The 21,529-nt window shown below is 40.6% G+C and carries 22 protein-coding genes and 1 riboswitch; of the genes, 7 read left to right on the top strand and 15 right to left on the bottom strand.

The features are described from left to right. Positions 1-31: 31 nt before the first annotated feature. Positions 32-131: riboswitch (SAM riboswitch) on the bottom strand. Positions 132-186: 55 nt separating this feature from the next. Then, positions 187-822: an FMN-dependent NADH-azoreductase gene (locus AC3IPL_RS00455; protein ID WP_489241118.1), complete on the bottom strand. Its 636-nt coding sequence runs from the start codon at positions 820-822 to the stop codon at positions 187-189. Between the two features lie 218 nt (positions 823-1,040). Here AC3IPL_RS00455 and AC3IPL_RS00450 point away from each other — a divergent pair, with 218 nt between their 5' ends. Beyond that, complete coding sequence (locus tag AC3IPL_RS00450; protein ID WP_489241117.1) at positions 1,041-2,798, top strand: ABC transporter ATP-binding protein; 1,758 nt, start codon at positions 1,041-1,043, stop codon at positions 2,796-2,798. A gap of 23 nt (positions 2,799-2,821) precedes the next feature. On the opposite strand, the gene AC3IPL_RS00445 is transcribed toward AC3IPL_RS00450, so the two are convergent. The 8 genes from AC3IPL_RS00445 to AC3IPL_RS00410 form a co-directional block, all read right to left on the bottom strand. Next, entirely contained in the window at positions 2,822-3,235 is a 414-nt protein-coding gene (locus AC3IPL_RS00445; RefSeq protein WP_489241116.1) for an iron chaperone, read from the bottom strand. A 44-nt stretch (positions 3,236-3,279) separates the two neighbouring features. Then, positions 3,280-4,008, bottom strand: coding sequence for a tryptophan-rich sensory protein (locus tag AC3IPL_RS00440; RefSeq protein WP_489241115.1), 729 nt, complete (start codon positions 4,006-4,008; stop codon positions 3,280-3,282). Next, complete coding sequence (locus AC3IPL_RS00435; RefSeq protein ID WP_489241114.1) at positions 4,005-4,874, bottom strand: PPK2 family polyphosphate kinase; 870 nt, start codon at positions 4,872-4,874, stop codon at positions 4,005-4,007. Before AC3IPL_RS00435 ends, AC3IPL_RS00440 begins: the two co-directional genes overlap by 4 nt. A 96-nt stretch (positions 4,875-4,970) precedes the next feature. Further along, positions 4,971-5,780: a metallophosphoesterase gene (locus tag AC3IPL_RS00430; protein WP_489241113.1), complete on the bottom strand. Its 810-nt coding sequence runs from the start codon at positions 5,778-5,780 to the stop codon at positions 4,971-4,973. A gap of 20 nt (positions 5,781-5,800) precedes the next feature. Continuing rightward, positions 5,801-7,108, bottom strand: a complete 1,308-nt coding sequence (locus AC3IPL_RS00425) for an MFS transporter (protein WP_489241112.1) — start codon at positions 7,106-7,108, stop codon at positions 5,801-5,803. Between the two features lie 126 nt (positions 7,109-7,234). Next, positions 7,235-8,026, bottom strand: a complete 792-nt coding sequence (locus tag AC3IPL_RS00420; RefSeq protein WP_489241111.1) for a cytochrome c oxidase assembly protein — start codon at positions 8,024-8,026, stop codon at positions 7,235-7,237. Continuing rightward, positions 8,004-8,480: a DUF2243 domain-containing protein gene (locus AC3IPL_RS00415; RefSeq protein WP_489241110.1), complete on the bottom strand. Its 477-nt coding sequence runs from the start codon at positions 8,478-8,480 to the stop codon at positions 8,004-8,006. The genes AC3IPL_RS00420 and AC3IPL_RS00415 overlap by 23 nt, the downstream gene beginning before the upstream one ends. 101 nt (positions 8,481-8,581) lie before the next feature. After that, the gene (locus AC3IPL_RS00410; RefSeq protein WP_489241109.1) at positions 8,582-10,186 is read right to left on the bottom strand and encodes a M20/M25/M40 family metallo-hydrolase; all 1,605 of its coding nucleotides are present in this window, start codon (positions 10,184-10,186) and stop codon (positions 8,582-8,584) included. 175 nt (positions 10,187-10,361) lie between these two features. Here AC3IPL_RS00410 and AC3IPL_RS00405 point away from each other — a divergent pair, with 175 nt between their 5' ends. After that, positions 10,362-11,720: an alanine/glycine:cation symporter family protein gene (locus AC3IPL_RS00405; RefSeq protein ID WP_489241108.1), complete on the top strand. Its 1,359-nt coding sequence runs from the start codon at positions 10,362-10,364 to the stop codon at positions 11,718-11,720. A 27-nt stretch (positions 11,721-11,747) separates the two neighbouring features. On the opposite strand, the gene AC3IPL_RS00400 is transcribed toward AC3IPL_RS00405, so the two are convergent. The 3 genes from AC3IPL_RS00400 to AC3IPL_RS00390 form a co-directional block, all read right to left on the bottom strand. Continuing rightward, positions 11,748-12,323, bottom strand: a complete 576-nt coding sequence (locus AC3IPL_RS00400; protein WP_489241107.1) for a YdeI/OmpD-associated family protein — start codon at positions 12,321-12,323, stop codon at positions 11,748-11,750. 115 nt (positions 12,324-12,438) lie between these two features. After that, positions 12,439-13,773, bottom strand: coding sequence for an MBL fold metallo-hydrolase (locus tag AC3IPL_RS00395; RefSeq protein ID WP_489241106.1), 1,335 nt, complete (start codon positions 13,771-13,773; stop codon positions 12,439-12,441). Between the two features lie 39 nt (positions 13,774-13,812). Continuing rightward, positions 13,813-14,871: a DsrE/DsrF/DrsH-like family protein gene (locus tag AC3IPL_RS00390; protein WP_489241105.1), complete on the bottom strand. Its 1,059-nt coding sequence runs from the start codon at positions 14,869-14,871 to the stop codon at positions 13,813-13,815. 151 nt (positions 14,872-15,022) lie between these two features. On the opposite strand from AC3IPL_RS00390, the gene AC3IPL_RS00385 reads away from it, so the two are divergent. From AC3IPL_RS00385 to AC3IPL_RS00365, 5 genes are all read left to right on the top strand, one after another. Beyond that, the gene (locus AC3IPL_RS00385; protein ID WP_489241104.1) at positions 15,023-15,283 is read left to right on the top strand and encodes a metal-sensitive transcriptional regulator; all 261 of its coding nucleotides are present in this window, start codon (positions 15,023-15,025) and stop codon (positions 15,281-15,283) included. 5 nt (positions 15,284-15,288) lie between these two features. Continuing rightward, entirely contained in the window at positions 15,289-15,585 is a 297-nt protein-coding gene (locus AC3IPL_RS00380) for a rhodanese-like domain-containing protein (protein WP_489241103.1), read from the top strand. Next, on the top strand, positions 15,570-16,346 hold the full coding sequence (locus AC3IPL_RS00375) for a sulfite exporter TauE/SafE family protein (protein ID WP_489241102.1): 777 nt from the start codon (positions 15,570-15,572) through the stop codon (positions 16,344-16,346). Before AC3IPL_RS00380 ends, AC3IPL_RS00375 begins: the two co-directional genes overlap by 16 nt. Positions 16,347-16,393: 47 nt before the next feature. Continuing rightward, positions 16,394-16,885 (top strand): CHAP domain-containing protein, encoded by a 492-nt coding sequence (locus AC3IPL_RS00370; protein ID WP_489241101.1) that lies wholly within the window; start codon positions 16,394-16,396, stop codon positions 16,883-16,885. Between the two features lie 115 nt (positions 16,886-17,000). Beyond that, positions 17,001-17,477, top strand: coding sequence for a GNAT family N-acetyltransferase (locus tag AC3IPL_RS00365; RefSeq protein WP_489241100.1), 477 nt, complete (start codon positions 17,001-17,003; stop codon positions 17,475-17,477). Between the two features lie 79 nt (positions 17,478-17,556). Here AC3IPL_RS00365 and AC3IPL_RS00360 read toward each other — a convergent pair whose 3' ends face one another. The 3 genes from AC3IPL_RS00360 to AC3IPL_RS00350 all read right to left on the bottom strand — a co-directional run bounded on the left by AC3IPL_RS00360 (position 17,557) and on the right by AC3IPL_RS00350 (position 21,499). After that, positions 17,557-18,936, bottom strand: a complete 1,380-nt coding sequence (locus AC3IPL_RS00360; protein WP_489241099.1) for an amino acid permease — start codon at positions 18,934-18,936, stop codon at positions 17,557-17,559. 173 nt (positions 18,937-19,109) lie between these two features. Then, on the bottom strand, positions 19,110-20,330 hold the full coding sequence (locus AC3IPL_RS00355; protein ID WP_489241098.1) for a metal-dependent hydrolase family protein: 1,221 nt from the start codon (positions 20,328-20,330) through the stop codon (positions 19,110-19,112). Between the two features lie 11 nt (positions 20,331-20,341). Next, positions 20,342-21,499, bottom strand: coding sequence for a hypothetical protein (locus AC3IPL_RS00350; RefSeq protein WP_489241097.1), 1,158 nt, complete (start codon positions 21,497-21,499; stop codon positions 20,342-20,344). Positions 21,500-21,529 lie beyond the last annotated feature (30 nt).

The following is a 21,529-nucleotide window of genomic DNA, read 5'->3' as shown; positions in this document are numbered from 1 at the left end:
TCTTAAAATCAAGAAGAGCTATTAGAGAATCTTCTTATCTTTCAAGATATACTTGTTGGAATTAGCACAGTGCATAAGCCTGCTGCTGAGGTTTCATAGGGCCAAGTCCCTCCACCTGCTCTGAATAAGATACGAGCTATTAATTTGTAAAGTGATTATATCATACTACCTTCTATTTGTGTAGTATTAGAATGTTTTACCTAATGCTTCACCGCGTTTAATACCGTCAGCTTTGATTTCTTCTGCTTTTTCAGGGTTTGCATTATGGCCTTCAATAATCAGTTCTTCATATGACGGCACACCTGTAAAGTTCATGATTTGTTTCAAGTAACGGTTGCCAAGTTCAAGTTCAGCTGCTGGTCCTTCTGAATAGTAACCACCGCGTGCTTGAATGTGAAGTGCTTTTTTGTCAGTTAATAAGCCGACTGCGCCTTCAGCTGTATATTTGAATGCTTTACCTGCAACTGCGACTGCATCGATATATGCTTTCATTACTGCCGGGAAAGAGAAGTTCCAGAATGGTGTCACAAAAACATATTTGTCAGCAGCAGCAAACTGATCGCTTAATTCATTTAAACGATTAACTTTTTGTTGTTCTGTCTCAGATAATTTTGCGAACTCTTCACCCGACTGTAATTTACCCCAGCCGGAGAAAACGTCGCTGTCGATTAACGGGATGAATGTATTGTATAAGTCGATGTGAACGACGTCATGATCTGGATTAGCTGCTTTGTAGCTGTCAATGAATGATTGACCAGCTGCCATAGAGAATGAAGCCGCTGCATCGTTTGGATGTGCTGTAATGTATAAAACTTGAGTCATAATATTAGCCGCCTTTATATATTTATTATATTTGATATAATTATTATATTAATATTTCTAATGATTGAAACCCTTTAAACTTAATTTTAATCGAAAGTGTAAAACATTACTTGATAGACTCTTATGGTTTTCAATCATTTGACATCAATTTACATCATCATTAAAGTAAATACGAATGTATCACTGTACATCAATGAACAACAATCGGAGGAATGACAATGGCTCGTGGAAGCACAGCAAAAGAAAAATCGACAGCAAAATTCTCAGATTTCTACCAGCTGTTGAAACGTTCAGGAATTAAACGGAAGCTATTTATATTAGGAATTGCAATGACCTTGATAGGAACAGTTGGTTCGTTGATTGTACCCATGTTGACGCAGCGTTTTATCGACGGATTTGATACAGACTCTGTTACGACAGGTTTAATCCTATTAATTATCTTTGTATTTTTACTAAGTGCCATATTCAATGGAGTGTCTAACTATGTACTAGCTAATGTGGGGCAAAGTATTATCAGAGGATTACGCGAAATTATTTGGGATAAGTTCTTAAAGTTGCCGGTCAGCTATTTTGATACTACAAAAAGCGGTGAGTCTGTCAGTCGTATCGTTAATGATACTTCTGTTCTAAAAGATTTAATCACTCGCCACTTTCCATCTGTCATTAGTGGGATGCTGACCATTGTCGGTTCGGTTATCATATTGTTCATCCTTGACTGGAAGATGTCTCTGCTAATGTTCATTGCCGTACCTCTTGCAGTCGCTGTAATCATTCCGCTTGGCCGGCGAATGACTAAAGTCTCACGGGCACTGCAAAACGAAACTGCAAGTTTCTCCGGCAACTTACAGGAGACATTAAGTGAAGTGCGACTGATGAAATCGTTCAACGGTGAAGATTACGAGCGCTCGAAAGCTCGTCAAGGAATTCAAAATCTCTACCGTTTTGGTATGCAGGAAGCTAAAATCAATGCTTATTTATCTCCTCTCATGTCCACTGTCATGATGCTGATGATCCTGCTCATCATTGGTTATGGCGGTGTACGTGTCGCAGACGGGACATTGACAATTGGTAAGCTTGTAGCTTTTCTGCTTTATTTGTTTCAGATTATTATGCCGATGACAACATTCGGTCTATTCTTCAATGAATACAACAAAGCACTAGGTGCAACAGAACGTATTGCCGATATTTTAAAGTATGAAGAAGAACCGAATACCGGCACTTATCACGAGCCGCTTGAATTCAGTGCTCTGCATTTTGAACATGTGTATTTCAGCTATAACGATGGTACACCTGTGCTTACTGATATTACACTCGATGCCGACCGTAACCAGACCATTGCTTTTGTCGGTCCGAGCGGCAGCGGTAAATCCACGCTATTCTCTTTAATCGAACGCTATTACGAAGTAAACAGCGGCGCGATTGAAATTGACGGCGTGAATATTAAAGATATTCCTATGCACGTGCTGCGTGATAATATCGGCTATGTCGCCCAGGAAAGTGCCATTATATCCGGTACGATTCGCGACAATATTTTATATGGCTCACGTCCTGGCGAATACAACGAAGCGGATATTACTCAAGCTATTGAACAATCCTACGCCAAAGAATTTATCGATGAACTAGAAGACGGACTGGAGACAGAGGTCGGTGAGCGAGGCATTAAATTGTCCGGCGGCCAGAAGCAGCGGATCAGCATCGCAAGAGCGTTCCTACGAAATCCTAAACTATTAATGCTCGATGAAGCAACAGCAAGTCTCGACGCTCGGAGCGAAAAATACGTACAGGATGCTTTAAGTGAATTAATGCAGGGCAGAACAGTGCTCGTCATCGCGCATCGCTTGTCTACTATCATTAATTCAGACAAAATTTATTTTATCGACAATGGTCACTTGACAGGAAGCGGTACTCATCAGGACCTAATATCAACACACGCGATGTATCGTACATTCACAGAGCAGCAGTTTGGTCATCAATGAATAGATTCATAGTTTTAATCGCGTCACAACAAAACGGAAATCCTTGATGGATTTCCGTTTTGTTGTCTCCAGAATGTATCGCAGTCTTTCTTATCTTCGATATTAAAGTCAATGATCTTCTTCAGCAGCTCGTTATCCACCGACTGTGAGAATTTGATACGAAATAATCCTTTTGTCCGGCTATATCCTGCTTGCTGAATAGCCTCTTCAAATTGCGCTATTCCCTTATGTTCAGGAGCAATGGAAATATGCTGATTCGCTACACTAAAACCGATAATAAAGGTCCCATGATGTGTAAACATCGGCTGATTCCATTCCACTTCCTGCTGCAGTTCCGGATAGTTCGTCTGTACCCAGCTTAATAACTCAATAACTCTCTCACGATGATTACTGTCTTCAATCGTTTGAACAAATTCATCAACATCGTTAATTATCATCTCTCCTCCCAGTTATCCATTAATTATAATCGATTCAGCATCGTTTAAGTACGTTGTTTTAACTGTTTAACCACGATGATGAGCGCGGTCACTGCAAATGCTATGAGTGAAATAATGAGGACAGTTGTCAATGATTGATAGTTACCATCAGTCTCAATGATGATGGCACTGTATGCCCAGATGAAGATGAGCGGATAAACAAAATCGTGGTATTTAAAAGCAATGTATACGGCAAGTGCGAGAGCTACTACCAGCATCATATTGCCCCAGCTCAGTTCAGACAAGCCAAGAACAGAAGTCACACCCATTGATTTTACCCAAGTAAAAATATTAACGATAGTTGCAACAGTGACCCAGCCAAAATAACTACTGAAGACGAATCGATCAAATCCATTATATTGATGATTCGAAACTTTTCGGTACATCACAATAAGTGTCACCAAGAGTGCCGCAATGACAATCACTGATAAGCCTTTGAAACCGTTTGAAAACACATAAATCCATAGTCCATTAATGATGAAATTGAGTGCCGGCCAGAACGTTAAATGGTGCTGTGAGCCTGCTGTGCTTTTGACCATGAATAATTTAATAATCCATATGCCGAGAAGTAAGTAAATCAAACCCCAGATTGAAAAGGCATATCCTGCCGGCTGAATGAGTGTCTTTGACTCGTCTGCAACGTTACCGACGTTCATTGAAGACAAATAATTGACTGCAAGCATCGCTAAATAAAGGATTAAATAGATGGCTGCCCATCTTCTAGTCTCTCTCATACTGTTCCCTCGTGTTCAAGCTTTTTAATATAGTCGTTCAGTTTCTCTTTATCTTCTCCAGTGATTTCTGGAAATTTCGGATCAATGTCTTTCAAAAGTTCAATCATGATTTGTGAGACAATACTTCGACTATGCCACTCGTCATCTGCCGGTATAATGTACCACGGGCTGTATTCAGTCGATGTTTCCTGCAGCATCTCTTCAAATATTTGCTGATAAGTATCCCAGTGCTCCCGTTCTTTAACATCGTTGAATGAAAATTCCCAGTTTTTATTAGGATTTTTCATTCTTTCAAGTAAACGTTCACGCTGTTTGTCGCGAGACATATTGAAAAAGAATTTTATGACATAAAAACCATTCTCGTGTAAATATCGCTCGTAATCGTTAATCTGTCTGTACCTTAACTTCCACACCTCTTCTTTGCCAATGTGTTCCGGCACCTCTACATCTTTCACTAAATCATGAACACGTGTGACAATGACTTCCTCATAATACGAACGGTTCAGTATAGCAATCTCTCCTCGTGCCGGCAGTCCATCGTGTAGACGCCACATATAATCATGTTTGCTCTCTTCTTCTGATGGTTTTTTGAAAGAGGTTGTCTTTAAGCCTTGTGCATTCAAATTGGAAAAGATATAGCTGATTGTCTCATCTTTACCTGCAGCATCCAGTGCCTGAAGCACGACAAGAATGCCGTTTTTCTCTTCAGCATGCAGTTTTAGATGAAGATCTTTCAGTTCTGTAACAAGCCCTGGAATCACTTCATCTCTAATAGTATTGTTATGCTGCTGTTTCCCTTCACTCGGCGGATAATCGGCGAGCTTTATCGCTTTGCCGGCTGGTACTTGATAAGAATTCAACGTCATTTGTAAAACCTCCCTGTATTTATCCGTATTATTCCTTAATCGACCACCCTTAAACATAGATACCCTCACCAAGTGTGTCAGTTCCGTGAGGGTAGATTATATATCAATGGTATAAAGTGCATCCGCTATTTCTCTTTGAATATGATTTGAGCGCCACTGTCTCGTATAGCCGAGACAGGAGCAAATGTAAGTAATTCCTTGTTCTACAGCCGTTTTTCTGAAATGGACATGTCCCATAATACTGTAGCGGACCGGATAGTTTTTGCATAGATCATTGAAATCAGATGTCCCTACATAAGCATTGTAAAAGTCGAAAATTCGATGCGGAAGCGGAACAGTGAATTTTTTGTGTGTCACGATATGGGTCATTAAAATAATCTGACGGTCTCCAATATGTTCGAAATCCCGTTGGACTGCTTCAGCAAATGCTTTTGATACTGATTGATCGTCTAACTGCCAGTCCATATAGTGCTTATCCTGCCACGTGCTCCCTTTGAATTTGCCTGACGCCAGCTTCTGCTGATCAAATCTAGCATCTGCATAGCTGTAATCATACCAGCCGATATGACCCACAACAGCCCAAGAATCGTTGATAATGTACGGCCGTTCAATCAGACATTCAGGTTGACTCTTAAAATAATCATGGACTTCAATAGTACTGACATCATTGTTTGTCTGCCAGTAATCATGATTGCCTGGAACGAACAGCACTTCCATATCCAGTTTTTCTTTCAATGCCTTAATGAAATGATATGACAGCCTGCAGTCATTCGAGATATCTCCTGCCACGAGCAGTAACTTCACTTTGCGTCGTCTGACTTCTTGTGATAGCACAATGACGTAATCGTCAAAGGTTCGTTTCGTATCACGATCGATATGGAGATCAGAAATAATACCTATTCTCATGTTAAACCCTCTTTTTTAAATCAAAGTTCAAACTTATTTTTATCGACTTCTTTAATGACTCGGAAATGAAGGATGAATGCAATAAGTGCCATGACGAATAACGATAAAATAGCCATTCTGCTCGCCAGCGGTCCATAGTCACTGAATACCCATGTAATTGTGCCATAGATGAAGGGGCCAAGCACTGCCGACAACCGGCCGCTCATTGAAAATAATCCGAAGAACTGCCCTTCATGTCCTTCAGGTGATAGTTCAATAATCAATGTTCTTGAGATGACCCATATTGAACCCATCGCAATGCCGAACAGTATCGCGCACACATAGAACCATTCTTTAGCGAGCGGCAGGCTGGCAATAATTAATGCGACCATCAAGATCATTGCCACCCATTGCAGTGCCTTGACAGATCCGATTCTTTTAGTAATGTAACCGAAGATGAACGCACCGAGCACACTGAATACTGTAGCTATCATAAAGATACCGATAAATGCACTGCTTGAGAAGCCGACAACAGTGGTAGCATAGGGCTGCATCATACTAATAGCAGTAGCCAGTGCATCATTCAAGAAGAAATAGACCACTAAAAATAAATAAATAGCAGGTTCATTTTTGGCTAATTTAAATGTCTCTATCACTTCTTTGTAGCCGGTCATCAATGAAGAAGTACTGTTATTGACTGCTGTCTTTGATACACCGTCTCTTCCGTAGATAAATATCGGGATACTGAAGAACAGAAACATCAATGCCGTAGGGATAAATGTTTCTCCTGGATGATCCGTACCAACCAGCCACATAATGCTTAATATACCGACAAGTGTACCGAGGTAACCTAGCGCCACACCAAATCCTGAAATAATTGCATGATTTTCCTTCGGTGCCAGCTGACTCATCATCGCATCATAGAATACCAGCCCTGAATTATAACTGAACTTAGCGAGTGTAAATAAAATAATAATCAGTAAAAACGATAACGGGACACCAAATATACTTTGGCTTAATGAAGATTCATATGCCAATCCCATCAACATCGTACAAGTAAAAACAATAAGACTGAATATCATCACCCATTGTTTCTTTTTATTTGTCCGGTCGATATAGACACCGTATATCGGACTCAGAATGATGAGCAAAAGTGCTGCTGCACTTGACGCGTATGCAATCCATGTTGAAGCCAGCTGTTCAGTCACTGGATCATTGCCCAGCTGTTCCGTGAGAAATTGAGGAAAGAATAACGTAATGATATTGGCACTGAATATTGTATTGCTGAAATCATATAATGCCCAACTTAGTACAGGGATAGACAACATCAATCTGATATCACGTTTCATGTGAAACTCCTCTTTTCCATAGGAAGTGTCATTCTACTCTCAATTTTGATTATATCGCAACAGCGCCTAAACGGTGGTATTCTTTTGACAAGATATAAAATAAACTTTCAGCGTTTGCTGAAAGTTTTATGTTTTAATTAAATTTTTTCCAGGTCTTATTGCTCGATACCATTCAAGACACAGCAGGAAAATCAGTATGTAATCGATGATATCGCCTCCGTAATACATGACCTGCGCACCAACTTCCGCTTCAGCTCTCTCTACTCCAGCTGGTGGATAAGGATAGAGTGACTTCGACAACACTTGATGCGCTGCGAGTGCGAGCACCAGCACAACTGCTCTGTATTTGAAGGAATAACGATGCGCTATAGGATCGATATAGAGTATAGCAGCTGTAAACAAATAACCTGCAAGAAAAATATGCAGATGGACAAGCAGTAATATAAGGACTGATTCATGCATCAGCTGATACAGGCTCGTCCGATATAACACCCACAAGCCACCGACATTTAATAATGCAGCGACAACAGGATGGGTAACCACTTGAATGTAGCGGCTGGATAACAGTTTCGTTATTTGCCGTGCTCGATTGACATTCAAGCTTCTCAGCATCAATGTCATCGGGGCAGACAGTACTAATAATAACGGGGAAAACATACCGAGCATCAAATGACCATACATATGAAAAATAAAACTTCGATGCATCATTTCAGCAAGAGGACCGACAACAGCAGAAGCCGCTATGATTATTCCAGCCATCCAGAATATCAGACGATACATCGGCCACCGTCTTAATCGTGACTGCTGATTAGTCATTATCATCATATGAAGATATAACACGATAAGTAAACCGGCGCCGGCCATTATTAATAAATTAATCGGCAGTGGTATCATACTATGATGCATGTGATGATTCATTGCTTCCCCTTTTTCCGATTATGAATCCGATGATCAACAGCAACACTGCTACTATCAGCCAGATAATATCATAGACGATTAAGTTATCCACGTATCTAATCTGATGAATGCCGAATACTTTATGGTTGATAGTACCGTCGAAAAGTTGGAATGTTCCCATCCCCATTAATACATGACCTATCCAGAACTTCCAATCCATTAAATGGCGGCGCCTGAAATCAGCGAGAAGAAATAAGCTGAATATAATAGCGAAACCAGCCATTGAATTTAATAATCCGTCAGATACTAGTCCGATATCTTTTGTGGATTTATCATAGAAGTGATGCCAGTGCAGCAGCTGGTGGAAAACGACTTCATCCAGAAATGCAACAAGACCAAACCCGAATAAAAACCCTGACCAGCGGCTTTGAGCTGTATAAGCAGATGATAGTGCCGGGCTGTAGAATTTGTTCATAACCAACCTCCTTATGTTACCTTTAATAGACACATACCCCCTATTAGTAATGACTGTGCAGGTAAACAAATATTTACCTATATTTTTATACCAGCTGTCATTTACTGATGATCAATAAAGTGTGTCTTAATCAATGTTTCAAGCAGCACCGGCAGTTCTTCGAAAGCATTCTTCTTATTGATCCGCTCTGTTACTTTATGGGCATCTTTGCCAATAGGTCCACAGTTGAACACAGGCGCATGATTGTCTCTGATGTCGCTGAATGGAATATGATAATTTTCATTGAATGTCGGAGTATTATGCTCATATATCGCATCACTTACACTATCAGCATCGTACTTCGCATAGCTTAGATCACTGATTCCATTAAAATAATGAAGTCGTTTGCTTTCACGTCCGAATGCTTGTAATGAGGTTTCATTTGCTGTAACGACTAACGATTCAATCAACGGTTCAAATGACGCATTGACAGCCGGATAATAAGGCGGCACAAAAAAAGTGACAACGGCCGGAGTCATTGATTTACATAAAGTCATAAGATGGTCGACAACGTGTATATTCTGCAAATAAAGTTCAGGATAAGCATCAATAACACTGTTAATCTCTTCTCTGACTCGTACATCACCGAACTGACGAATCGCTTCTTCTACTAACTCCTCATAAGTAATGACTGGAATATCGATCTTATAACCTGGTGCTTCATCTATCATGATACGGTTGTAATCTGACTCGCACTTAGCAACCGCATTCTTGACCACATCGTTAAATGTTGTGAAGATATCAGCTGCTGTTTGTTTGAACAAGAATACATTGAACAATGCTACTGACCGAAATGGCGTCTGAACATCATAATAATCTTTTAAGTCTTTGTTCATAAGTGATACTGGGAGTGGTGTAGACTCTCCTTCAAAATCTTCCTTGAATCTTATATTGAACTCCATCGCTTGATTAATATAACTCATGATAAAATTTGAACTGACACCACTCATCGGCGTTCCCACATGAGTTTCTCTGCCATAACAGAGTACTGACGGCATCGCTTTACCAATAGAACCGGAATAGACATAATGTGCAGGATCAGTAGACAACTGCTGGAACGTCGGTTCACTATTTAAATGGAGTACAATTTCAAGCCCTTCGTCTCTACGAAGTTCGTTGAGACGAGTCATCGCAGTGCGCATTCCAAGTGAATTGACTTCCTCATCAGGTACAGTGAGCACAATTAAGTTAATATCCCAACATTCAATAATCGCTTTTTCAATCAACGATAAATGAAGCATGAGTCCCGGCTTCATATCCATCGAACCACGACCAAAGAAATAGTCCCCATTTCGTAGATCCTCTATCGCTGCTTCATCAAGATAAGAAGTATCCTTACTAAATGCTTCAGTCACTGCATCCATATCAAATGCAATGGATTGATAATCACTGAAGTCATCCACTCCTACAGTATCGTAATGGCTGAGCAGCACAATCGTATCTTTCGATGTCGGTGCTTTATAATAGCCCATCACTGAATGTCTTCCGTCTCCTGTAGGTGCTAAAATCACCTGTTCGTCACGATTGTTAAAATAATCCAATTTTTTCAGTAGTTCTTCCACTAAGTAAGGAAATGTTCTCTCACCTTCTGACAGCGTGATGCTGTTGTGATTCACCAGTTGTTTAAGCAACTGTTCTCTAGCTGCTGCAGTCTGCCAAATAGCCACTTGATGTCCCCCTTTTTATCATCTCATAAAAAATTTTATTTAACTTACATTAGCATTTTAGCAATATTATCATTAAATAGCGATTTGATTTTAGAGTATATAAACAGTATACTTACGACTATACGCAAACGCTTTCAATATTCTGAAATTATTTCTGAGTGAAGGAGCTGCAACTATGGAATCACTTATTTCGTTTTCAAACTGGCTGTGGGGTTATCCATTGATCTTACTGTTATTCTTCTCAAGTCTATTTCTCACTATCTACCTCGGCTTTATTCAATTCCGTTATTTTCCTTATATTATGAAACAGACATTCGGCAGTATCAACAAAGAACCTAAAGGTGAAGGAACAATCACCCCAAGACAAGCATTGACTTCTGCGCTTTCTTCGACTGTTGGTGCAGCTAATATTGTCGGAGTCCCTGCTGCCATTATGATGGGCGGTCCTGGTGCAGTTTTCTGGATGATTGTGATCGCATTTCTAGGCATGGCTCTAAAATTCAGTGAAAATGTACTTGGTCTGCACTATCGTGAGAAAAATGCCAACGGTGAGTTTGTCGGTGGTCCTACATACTACATGAAAAAAGGCTTTAAAAATAAACGAATAGGTTATTTACTTTCCATCTTATTTGCACTTGCTTTAATGATCGAATTGATACCAAGTATTATGGTACAAGGTCATTCAGCAGCTACTTCTGTTGAAGATACATTTAACATCGATGCAGGAATTATTGGTATCATTCTAGCCATTGTCGCTGCGCTCGTTGTATTTGGAGGGATTAAGCGCATTGCGACATTCACAGAATTTTTAGTCCCTATTATGGTAGGTTTGTACTTGATTATGGGGTTCTTGATCATCTTATTAAATATTCAACAGGTACCTGCAGTCATCGGATTAGTCATTGAAAAAGCATTCAATCCGGATGCAGCACTTGGAGGTACGTTTGGAGCAGCACTTGCAACTTCAATACGCTGGGGGTTTGCAAGAGGAATATACTCTAATGAAGCAGGCCTCGGTACTTCACCGATTGCCCATGCAGCTGCAAAAACAGATCATCCAGTGCGCCAAGCATTCTGGAGTATTACGGAAATTGTTGTAGATACATTGATTATTTGTAGTACTACAGCATTTGTTGTTCTATCCTCAGACGTATGGAAAGATCCAGATGCTAAAAAACAGGCCGCTGCATTAACTGCGAGAGCATTCGAACATGCATTTGGTGGTGTAGGCAGTATCGTGATTTCAATATCGATGGTCTTCTTCGTATTCTCAACTATTATTGTTGTCATCTACTACGGCTCACGTATGGCAGAATTTCTTTTTGGGCTTAAGATGGGATTTATTATGAAAATTATTTATGTTATCTCTATCGCTGTCGGCTCATTTGGTGTCGGAACACAGCTATGGAACTTGCTAGACTTAGCACTCGCATTCGTCCTCATTCCGAATATCATTGCTGTCCTGGCGTTATCACCTCAAGTGAAGCAATTGACGAAGGAATTTTTCACAGACTATAAACCTAAAGACGATTAGTAAAACACAAAAGGATTGAATGAACCATTAATGGTCATTCAATCCTTTTCCTTCAAAAATTTGTTCTGCATATTTTTCAAGACGTGCTGTTGTTGTTTCGGAGCGCTTTGCCTTTGCAATGAACATGATATAAGTGCGCTGACGACTGGGTGTCAATCGATAAAATACTTCTTCCAGCGATGGATTTTGTTTGAACATCGCTGTCATCTCTGCAGGCAGCTCATAAACTTCATGGGGTTTCATTTCTACTTTCCTGCCTGACTTTTCAACTTTGATGGCCTGAGCTATCATTGCCCGAATCATGTCCTCCAACCGTGAAAATCTCAACTGTCTGGCAGCTTGAACGTTCTCAGTCTGCTGGATCAGTCTATTCTCTGGATCATCGATCGACGCACCTTTGTGAAACAGCAAAGCACAATAGTCTTTGAACCCATGAATTAACGCGACATTCTTATGATTCAAAGTATAGCAAGGATGCATCCACTTAAAGTCCTCTTCAAGTTCTGTTTCTTTTATGATAAGACGCAGCTCATGATACAGTGCCTGCCACTGACTTTCCTTATCAAAAAATTTTTCGATTTTAACTTCCTTATCAGTTAGCATTATCTCCTGGAATTTTAATTTACTTATTAAATTCAGCTTAAAACTTCCGGCGCTCATTTTCAAGTCGATGCTGATCGTTCTGCAGTCTAAATGGACTCAATGTAAGACACTGTCATCAACTGATGGCGCTATACCCACCTTTCACGTTAATCAGATTTTCATAACCTATACCTTTTAACACACTCATTGCAATGGCACTTCTCACACCTGACTGACAATGGACATAAATCACTTCATTCTTTTCATAAGGTAATGTTTCTTTCAACAGCTTGCCGTAATGCACATGTGCTGCTCCTTCAAAATGAGATTGATTCCATTCCTGATCTGTTCTGACATCCAGAATGTTAATCTGTTGTTTATCCATCTTTTTGAATTCAATTGGTTCAATCTGCTGATAGCTGTCTCCACTTATACGGCTTTCTGTCATATAACCCGTCACTCTATCAAAGCCGATCAACTTTAGTTCTGCTGCTGCTTGTTGTACCTGCTCAAAATTACCAATTAACTGCAGCGGTGTTTCATAATTGACATACCAGCCGGCAAAACTCAAAAATTTAGAGTTGTAAGGAATATTAATGCTGTTAGTTGTATTCTCAGCGAATACTTCTTTGTCACGTAAATCTATCATCAGTGCTTCCATATCGCACTGATCAACAGGCATGACCATAGCCATCTGATAAGGTGGTACGCCATCACGATTCATACGTTTCATTTCTTTGAAGTAATAGGGCGGTTCTGGTTGTTCACTTGTCAATGCAGCAATGAATTGCTCTTCATCTTCATATTGAAATGCCCAGCTGTTAATACGTTCATAGCCCAGCGTCGTCATTGGTACTGCGCCTAATGATTTTCCGCACGCACTGCCTGCTCCGTGTCCCGGCCAGATCTGAATATAATCTGGCAGCTCTTTTACTTTATCTAGTGAGGCAAACATCTGTTTTGCACCGATTTCGGTCGTATCTTTGATTCCTGCTGCTGTTTCAAGCAGATCCGGCCGGCCGACATCACCAACAAAGATAAAATCGCCTGTAAATAATCCCATCGGTATTGCTGACTGGTTATCCGTCAACAGGAAGCTGATGCTTTCAGGTGTGTGTCCAGGTGTATGGATGACTTCCAGCTTTACATTGCCGATTTCAATGACATCTCCGTCTGAGAGCAGCACTGCATTAGCCGGCAGTTCTTTGTACTGCCAGTCTGGTCCGCCGAGTCCTGATACAAATACTTGTGCCCCAAGCCGTGATGCAGTTTCACGTAAACCTGATGCAAAATCAGCATGTATATGTGTTTCTGTGACATATTTAATCGTTAAGTGTTCTTTTTCCGCCGCTTCAATATACGGTGTCAAATCTCTGAGTGGATCAATCACAATCGCCTCTCCTGTTTTTTGACAGCCTATTAAATAAGACATTTGTGCTAATGGTTGATTGAAAAATGATTTAAAATACATTGTTTTATCTCCTTTATATAATTTGATTGGTGATATTTCTTAAATAAATAGATTTAAATTGGCACGCTCTGTATCTCCGAGATATGTAGCTACGCCGCCAAGTTCTACACCGTCAATCAGTTCTTCTTCGCTTACAGCCATAATATCCATACTCATCGTGCAGGCGACCATCTTCACGCCCATTGATTGAGCTTTTGCAATCATCGTCTCCAGCGAATCTACTTTCTTTTTGTTCATGACATAGCGAATCATCTGAGCACCCATACCACCCATATTCATTTTTGAGATAGGAAGCTTACCGGCATGTTTCGGCATCATCTTAGTGAATATTCTATCCAGCCCTTTTTTATTTAATTGAATACCTGGCTGTTTGATGACATTCAATCCCCAGAATGTGAAAAACATAGTGACTTCTTTGCCGTATGATGCGGCGCCGGTTGCAATGATAAATGATGCGAGCGCCTTATCGAGATCTCCACTGAAAACGACCATGGTCGCACCATTCTTTGTTTCTACTAATTTCGGCGCACTGTTTTGACGGCCTTTTTCAATCACTGCTCTAACTTTGTGGTCAGTTACTTCATTGCTGATGACAGTATTTCCTGTTGCATCTGCCCAGGCGTTGATATCCGAACAGAATCCGACATCTGTTACATGGATCTCCAGCTGTTCACCGTCCGCCATTTCATCCATATTTTCTTTAACTTTTAGAATCGGTCCAGGACATTGCATTCCACTCGCTTCAACAAATCTTCTATCACTTCTAATCATTCCTGGTGATGAAACCATTTGTTCTGTCACTGCGTTATGAGCGCTGTATTCCTTATAGCCGCCGATTAAATTAACCACATCGTAACCTTGAGTTTGAAGAATTTCTGCAGCCTGTGCGCCACGTTTACCAACTTGACAGTATACGGCAACAGGTTCATTGCGATTAATCTGACTCAGTTCATCCTTAAGCACCCCCAGCGGAATATTTTTTGAACCTTTGATAGCTCCCATATCAACTTCAAACGGTTCTCTCACATCGATCAGCTGTCCATTGAATTGATCTATCTCATTACATTGAATCCATTTGATTTCGTTATTATTTGTCATTTTTCTTTCTCCTCCTGATAAATACCTATGGGGGTATCATATGTCATTCAACTCATTTTGTCAAATACCCCACATGGTATTTTTTTATTGACTTAAATACCTGGCAGGGTATATATTGATAGTATAACTTATTAAGAAAGAAGGTTTAACAGTGGTATACGATAAAACTACAATTAATAGAATTAAACGATTGCAGGGACAACTGAATGGCATTCTGAAAATGATGGAAGATGATAAGGACTGCCGGGATGTCATTACGCAGCTGAGTGCCTCACGGAGTAGTATTGAGCGATTAATTGGTGTCATCGTCAGTGAAAATTTAGCTGAATGTGTAAGAGAAAATGTCAAAAATAATGAATCAACAGATGAACTCGTCAAAGATGCAGTCAATCTATTGATTAAAAGTAGGTAGTTCATATGGCAATCCATACGATAACCGTCAGTAGTTTAAAGCAACTGCTTAAACAGCAGGCAGATATTCAGTTGATTGATGTCAGAGAAGTTGAAGAATACGATGAACAACGAATTAACGAAGCGCGTAATGTTCCTCTTTCTGAACTGAGTGACAGAGTTAATGAATTCAACACAGCAGATGATTATGTCATCATCTGTCGTTCCGGGAACCGGAGTCACACAGCTTGTCAGCTACTAAATGATCATGGTGTCAAAGTGACTAATGTCGCAGGCGGCATGATAGAATGGAACCGTCTTTAATGATAGGAACTATCATTCTATTAGCTGTCATTGGAGCAGTAGGTGCCTTTATTTCAGGGCTTGTAGGAATTGGTGGGGCTATCATCATTTATCCAATGATACTTTTCATCCCGCCCTTGCTCGGTATGGAATCCATGACCGCTCACACTGCTTCTGGACTTACAGCAGCACAAGTGTTTTTCAGCACATTGAGTGGCAGTTACAGCCAGCGAAAAAGTCCGGATTTAAACCATTCAATAATCATTCCTATGGGGGCAGGTATTCTGTTGGGAAGTTTGTTAGGTGCATATAGTAGTTCGTTGTTTGATGCTTCTTTTATTAACAGCGTCTATACATTGCTCGCCATTCTAGCGGTTGTGTTAATGTTCTGGAAAGTGAGACCGGAGCAGATTAACTATCAGTTCAATCCTCTCCTGCTATTCATCACTGCCTTGATTATCGGCTATGTCTCTGGTATTGTCGGAGCAGGTGGTGCGTTCATAATTGTGCCTGTTCTACTGACGTTGTTCAAGGCTCCTTTTAGAACGGTTGTAACAAGCAGTATCGTCATCGCTTTCATCTCATCGACCGGAACTTTTTTAATGAAATCATTGACTGGTGATGTGGATTTTCTTTTAATGATTCCACTTATTATTGCCAGCCTCATCTTCGCACCTATCGGCACTCATATTTCTCAGAAAACTAACCAGCAGATCCTGCGTTATATATTAGCTGTGTTGATTGCATCCGCTGCTGTTAAGATGCTGACAGAGCTCATTTAATAACAATCGATATTATTCTCATATATAATGAAGTCAGGTGAGGCCAAATGAAAAAAATCATGATATTACTCATGTTAGCAGTGTCCTGTTTTATCGGTATTCAAGCTGCAGGTGATATAACAGAATCAGAAACAGTCAAACATCTAGTGATGAAGATGCAACCTGATCCTATGCGGTCCAATGTCTACGATGATGGTCAATGTACATATTACGTCTTTGACAAAGTAAAAGAACACGGACAAATGATAGAACGCAGCTGGCATGATGCAAAGTACTGGGCTGAACGCGCAGAAGAAAATGGTTATGAAGTGAACGGCAAACCTGCTGTCGGTTCAATCCTGCAATCACCCCGGGGAAAACAAGGTCATGTGGCTTACGTCGAAAAAGTGAATGATAATGGCTCCATTGAAGTGTCAGAAATGAATTACATTGCACCCTTCAAAGTTTCAACACGTACGATTGATGCTGACCGTATCGACCGCTACTCTTATATCCATCCAAAAGAAAATCCTCATGCAGTACAATCACAAACAGTGTGACGCTGATTCGGTGAACTTCGCCGAATCAGCTTTTTTCTTAGTTCTTACATCCGTTTGATAATGTGCTATAATCTTTGTAATTCATTTATAATTACCCGGGAAATGAGGTAGCGCTATGCTGATCAGACCTATTGAAAAAAGAGATAACGAAGCCATAAAAAATGTCATTAAAACTTCTTTAGAAAACCTCGGACTTAACATTCCTGGGACCGCTTATTTTGATGAAAGTTTGAATGACCTGTATTCTAGCTACCGCACGACTGAAAATGCAGCCTACTGGGTAGCTGTCGAGGATGACACCGTTGTCGGCGGAATTGGTATTGCACCGTTTGATGATACGACTCGAACGTGCGAGCTGCAGAAACTCTATATCGCTGAATCTGCTCAAGGCCAGGGAATCAGCAGACATCTGATGGACACTGCTCTGGAATTCGCTGCTCAACATTATGATTACTGCTATTTAGAAACTACAGATACCCTCGATGTCGCATGCAAACTCTATTTCAAATATGACTTTGAACTGCTTGACCAACCGCTTAATGCAACAGAACATACCGCGATGAATCGCTGGTTCCTTAGAAAGTTACATTAGGATGACAATTTTTAACCCGTTCATCAACCAGCATAAAAAAGAAATCTCCGATTAGATAATTAATCGGAGATTTCTTTAGTTATTTCACTGGATGGGTCTTATGATATCCTCTTATGAAGAAATAAGCTGCTACAATAGCAAGAAAAATGAAACCAATAATAACTGAAACGCGTGTCTCATCATTAATCAGCATGCCGATCAGTACCATGATAAGGAAGCCGATCGTTAAATAGTTAGTGAATGGTGCACCCGGCATTTTGAATGGGTGATCTTCAACAAGTTCCGGATGTTTCTTTCTGAACCGAATATGACTGATTAAAATCATAAACCATGGAATCATACCTGGCAGAATTGAAGCGCTATATACATAGACGAAAATATTGGCTGATCCTTCGATTAACAACGGCAGCACAACATTCAGGATAACTCCGACAAAGATACCAATTGAAATTGCGAGAACGGCATAGACAGGCACACCATTTTTCATTACTTTTGAGAATAAAGCCGGCATTTTGCCTTCTTGAGACAATGTATACACCATACGGCTTGAGCTGAATATCCCTGAATTACATCCTGACATGGCAGCAGTAATAACAACAAAATTAATCAGTGCCGCAGCGATAGTAATACCGACTTTTGCAAATGTTGCGACGAATGGACTACCTACTGTCCCTAGTTCATCCCAAGGATAAACAGTCACGATGACAAAGATTGCACCGATATAGAAGATAAGGATACGCCACACGATGCTGTTGACCGCTTTCGTAATATTCTTCTGAGGATCCTTTGTCTCACCGGCAGTAATACCTATCAACTCAACCCCTTGATACGCACCGACTACTAATGATAATGCAAAGAATAAGCCGGTCCAGCCGTTCGGGAAGAAACCACCATGTGATGTCAAGTTGCTAAGACCAATAGCATCTCCACCATTGCCAAGACCAAAGAAAATTAATCCAAAACCTGCTACGATCATCAATAGAATCGTTACTACTTTAATCATTGCGAACCAGAACTCAAACTCTCCAAACGCTTTGACTGAAATCATATTGGCTGCAGCAAGTGTCACAATGACTATGACACCAGGAATCCATGTCGGTAATTCCGGCCACCAGTATTGCATATACTGGCCGACTGCGATGACTTCACTCATTCCGACAACCACCCACTGGAAGATGTTGCTCCATGCTGTCATATATCCTGCTACTGGATGAATATAATCATTCGCATAACTGGCAAAAGATCCAGTGGTCGGGTAAAGGTATACCAATTCCCCCATTGCCCTCATAATAAAATATAAAAATAGACCTGCGATAAGATAAGCAAGAATTGCAGATGGTCCTGCCCATTTAATTGTACTTGAAGCTCCCATGAATAACCCGACGCCGATTGTTCCACCAAGAGCAATCATCTGTACTTGACGTGAATTGAGACTTCTGTGTAATTGATTGTCTTTCATAATGACATTTGCCTTCTTTCTTTTATCAACCATGATTTATTTGTGATTTCACTTCTTTATTATACATATTCTTTACAAAAAGAAAACAATTACTTGAAAGCGGTTACGCTTTCATGCACTAAAATAATGAAATAATAAAAGCAGCATTAAAATCACTCTAATGCTGCTTTTATTTATAATGTATTTTTTACGATATCTCCATCTTTGACGACTAACCGGATATTATCGTTGTTTTTCAGTGAACCGATATCTTCCAATGGATCAACATCGACTAAAATGACATCGGCCATGTAACCTTCTTTAATAAGACCAATGCGTTCAAGTTCAAGACACTCTGCTGCTACAACAGTTGATGCCTGAACAGCCTCCAGTTCTGTCATACCATACTGAACCATCAATTCCAGCTCTCTCAAATTTGTACCGTGCTTGAATACCCCTGCGTCTGTACCCATAGCGATTTTCACGCCGTTTCGATGTGCCAGCTGAAAACTTGTGATATGATCTTCCAGCACTTCTTGTGATTTTTGAATTGCTACTTGCGGTATTCCGAGCTCTTCAGCAAATTCCAGTACAGAAATTGGTGCGAGTAATGTCGGCACAAGAAAAGTCCCTTTTTCCTTCATCTGCTGCACGACTTCCTCATCAAGGTAAATGCCATGTTCAATTGAGTGAATACCTGCTTCCACACACTGCTTAATTCCTTCCAGCCCCTGTGCATGAGCCATCACTTTGACATTGTTACGAAACTTCGCTTCCTCTACCATTACTTTCAATTCGTCAAGAGAAAACTGAGTGAAGTTCGGATGATCGGTCGGAGATGAAACACCGCCTGTTGCATGCACTTTAATGACGTCAGCTCCTGCACGCAGCATCTCACGTGTTTTCTTCCTTACTTCTTCAACACCGTCACAAATTCCGCTCGGCATTCCCGGGTAATCAGCCTGCAGTAAGTCAACTGTATTACCTGAATATTGATAACCGTCTCCATGCCCTCCGGTAATGGTCAGCGCATTCACGCTGATCTGTGTTCTTGGCCCGGGAAATAATTTGTCCTGTATCGCTTTTTTAAACCCGAGGTCTGCACCAAGTGCATCGCGGACAGTTGTAATACCAGCATCCAGCGTCGTTTTGGCATGCGCCATCCCTTGATAGAAATTATATGAAAATGGTGTTACCAGTCTTTCTTCGAGCGGTTTGAATTCCACCATTAAATGCACATGACTGTCAATCATACCGGGGAGCAGATATTTGCCCTGACCATCTATCACTTGGTCCGCTTCTTCAAAATTTCCGATGCCTTCTATCACTTGATCGACGATTAACACCGATGTATCTTCTGTATAGCGTCCTGTTTTTACATCCAGCACGTTTACGTGATTAATGACTGTTCTCATAATTAGCCTCCTTAAATTAAGTTCATAACAAATGATGCAATAATCACTGATGTAACGGTTACGGTGACAAAGCCACCGATCAGCATCGGCGTGACGAGTTCCTGCATGATGGCATCTTCTTCTTGTTTTGACTTACCGTGAGCACGAGCGACTTCCTGACACAAAATATAGTCACCCGGGAAACCGAACAAGGCAGTTAATGCAACTGGCATCCCTTTGTCAGGAGACCACTTGACTAACTTTGCACCGATAAATCCCCCCACAGCAATCCCTAAAGTTCCCAGACCAAGAATCGTAATGACGGGTAATATATTATCGATAACATCCTGGGGTGTCACGGAACCCATGGACCCGATAACAACGAAAATAATAGCCACTACCATGAAGTTCAATGATTTTGCTTGTTCCAGTGCATTTTGCGGCAGAACTTTAAAATAAAGCGCCGCAACGCCAAGTGCCAGACAGAAAATCGTATAATGAACACCTGTTAACTTACTCAGCCAGATGCCAAGCGCTGCAAGTGCAAAGATAATAAATAATCGGAGAGTATTATTGTTCAGTAAGTCGAACTTCGATTCTACAAATGGCTTTTCAGTAACTGATGTTGTCAAATGATTTCCACTTTTCAACCGTTCTAAATAATCTTTAGAAATATAGCGGTTCATAAAGTATGATGCAAGTGGCATTCCAATCACACCTTGCAACGCTTGCACTAAAGAAGGGACGGCAATGAGTGAAACAAGTCCAAGTTCTGTCAGTCGCTCATTAGTAACAAGCAGTGCAACGATTCCTCCGGCGATTGGGCCGATACCGCTCGCTGCAATTTCAAAACCGAACAGCGGGGTCACAATGCTGAATATTAATACTCCAGCACCAATCAGGCCACAGAGTGAAATTACTACTGCTCTCCATTGTTTCTTCAGTACACTGAGGGGCATAATGGTTCCCATATGTAAAATGAGCGGACCAATTAATACTGCTCCAAGTGCTGGAAGTGTGGAATATTCTAATATTTTTTTAGGGAATAATCCGACCCATGAACATAATAGAAATCCAAGCATGGCAGTCAATAACATCGGAACTCTGGCTCTTGTATAAATTGAAATGACTTCTCCAAGAGCAATTAGTGCAAATAACATCGTTGTGGCAATAAGTGGTTCCTTTATCATATGATCACTCCCTAAAAGTAGTTAATGACC

The organism is Macrococcus sp. GL_134 (genome assembly GCF_057834705.1).
Note: the sequence above shows the minus strand (reverse complement) of the source record. Positions and strands in the feature narration are given on the sequence as shown.

Excerpts from the sequence above, each read along its gene's own strand:
- AC3IPL_RS00455 (WP_489241118.1), bottom strand. The coding sequence starts at position 822 with ATGACTCAAGTTTTATACATTACAGCACATCCAAACGATGCAGCGGCT.
- AC3IPL_RS00450 (WP_489241117.1), top strand. The coding sequence starts at position 1,041 with ATGGCTCGTGGAAGCACAGCAAAAGAAAAATCGACAGCAAAATTCTCA.
- AC3IPL_RS00445 (WP_489241116.1), bottom strand. The coding sequence starts at position 3,235 with ATGATAATTAACGATGTTGATGAATTTGTTCAAACGATTGAAGACAGT.
- AC3IPL_RS00440 (WP_489241115.1), bottom strand. The coding sequence starts at position 4,008 with ATGAGAGAGACTAGAAGATGGGCAGCCATCTATTTAATCCTTTATTTA.
- AC3IPL_RS00435 (WP_489241114.1), bottom strand. The coding sequence starts at position 4,874 with ATGACGTTGAATTCTTATCAAGTACCAGCCGGCAAAGCGATAAAGCTC.
- AC3IPL_RS00430 (WP_489241113.1), bottom strand. The coding sequence starts at position 5,780 with ATGAGAATAGGTATTATTTCTGATCTCCATATCGATCGTGATACGAAA.
- AC3IPL_RS00425 (WP_489241112.1), bottom strand. The coding sequence starts at position 7,108 with ATGAAACGTGATATCAGATTGATGTTGTCTATCCCTGTACTAAGTTGG.
- AC3IPL_RS00420 (WP_489241111.1), bottom strand. The coding sequence starts at position 8,026 with ATGAATCATCACATGCATCATAGTATGATACCACTGCCGATTAATTTA.
- AC3IPL_RS00415 (WP_489241110.1), bottom strand. The coding sequence starts at position 8,480 with ATGAACAAATTCTACAGCCCGGCACTATCATCTGCTTATACAGCTCAA.
- AC3IPL_RS00405 (WP_489241108.1), top strand. The coding sequence starts at position 10,362 with ATGGAATCACTTATTTCGTTTTCAAACTGGCTGTGGGGTTATCCATTG.
- AC3IPL_RS00400 (WP_489241107.1), bottom strand. The coding sequence starts at position 12,323 with ATGCTAACTGATAAGGAAGTTAAAATCGAAAAATTTTTTGATAAGGAA.
- AC3IPL_RS00395 (WP_489241106.1), bottom strand. The coding sequence starts at position 13,773 with ATGTATTTTAAATCATTTTTCAATCAACCATTAGCACAAATGTCTTAT.
- AC3IPL_RS00390 (WP_489241105.1), bottom strand. The coding sequence starts at position 14,871 with ATGACAAATAATAACGAAATCAAATGGATTCAATGTAATGAGATAGAT.
- AC3IPL_RS00380 (WP_489241103.1), top strand. The coding sequence starts at position 15,289 with ATGGCAATCCATACGATAACCGTCAGTAGTTTAAAGCAACTGCTTAAA.
- AC3IPL_RS00375 (WP_489241102.1), top strand. The coding sequence starts at position 15,570 with ATGGAACCGTCTTTAATGATAGGAACTATCATTCTATTAGCTGTCATT.
- AC3IPL_RS00370 (WP_489241101.1), top strand. The coding sequence starts at position 16,394 with ATGAAAAAAATCATGATATTACTCATGTTAGCAGTGTCCTGTTTTATC.
- AC3IPL_RS00365 (WP_489241100.1), top strand. The coding sequence starts at position 17,001 with ATGCTGATCAGACCTATTGAAAAAAGAGATAACGAAGCCATAAAAAAT.
- AC3IPL_RS00360 (WP_489241099.1), bottom strand. The coding sequence starts at position 18,936 with ATGAAAGACAATCAATTACACAGAAGTCTCAATTCACGTCAAGTACAG.
- AC3IPL_RS00355 (WP_489241098.1), bottom strand. The coding sequence starts at position 20,330 with ATGAGAACAGTCATTAATCACGTAAACGTGCTGGATGTAAAAACAGGA.
- AC3IPL_RS00350 (WP_489241097.1), bottom strand. The coding sequence starts at position 21,499 with ATGATAAAGGAACCACTTATTGCCACAACGATGTTATTTGCACTAATT.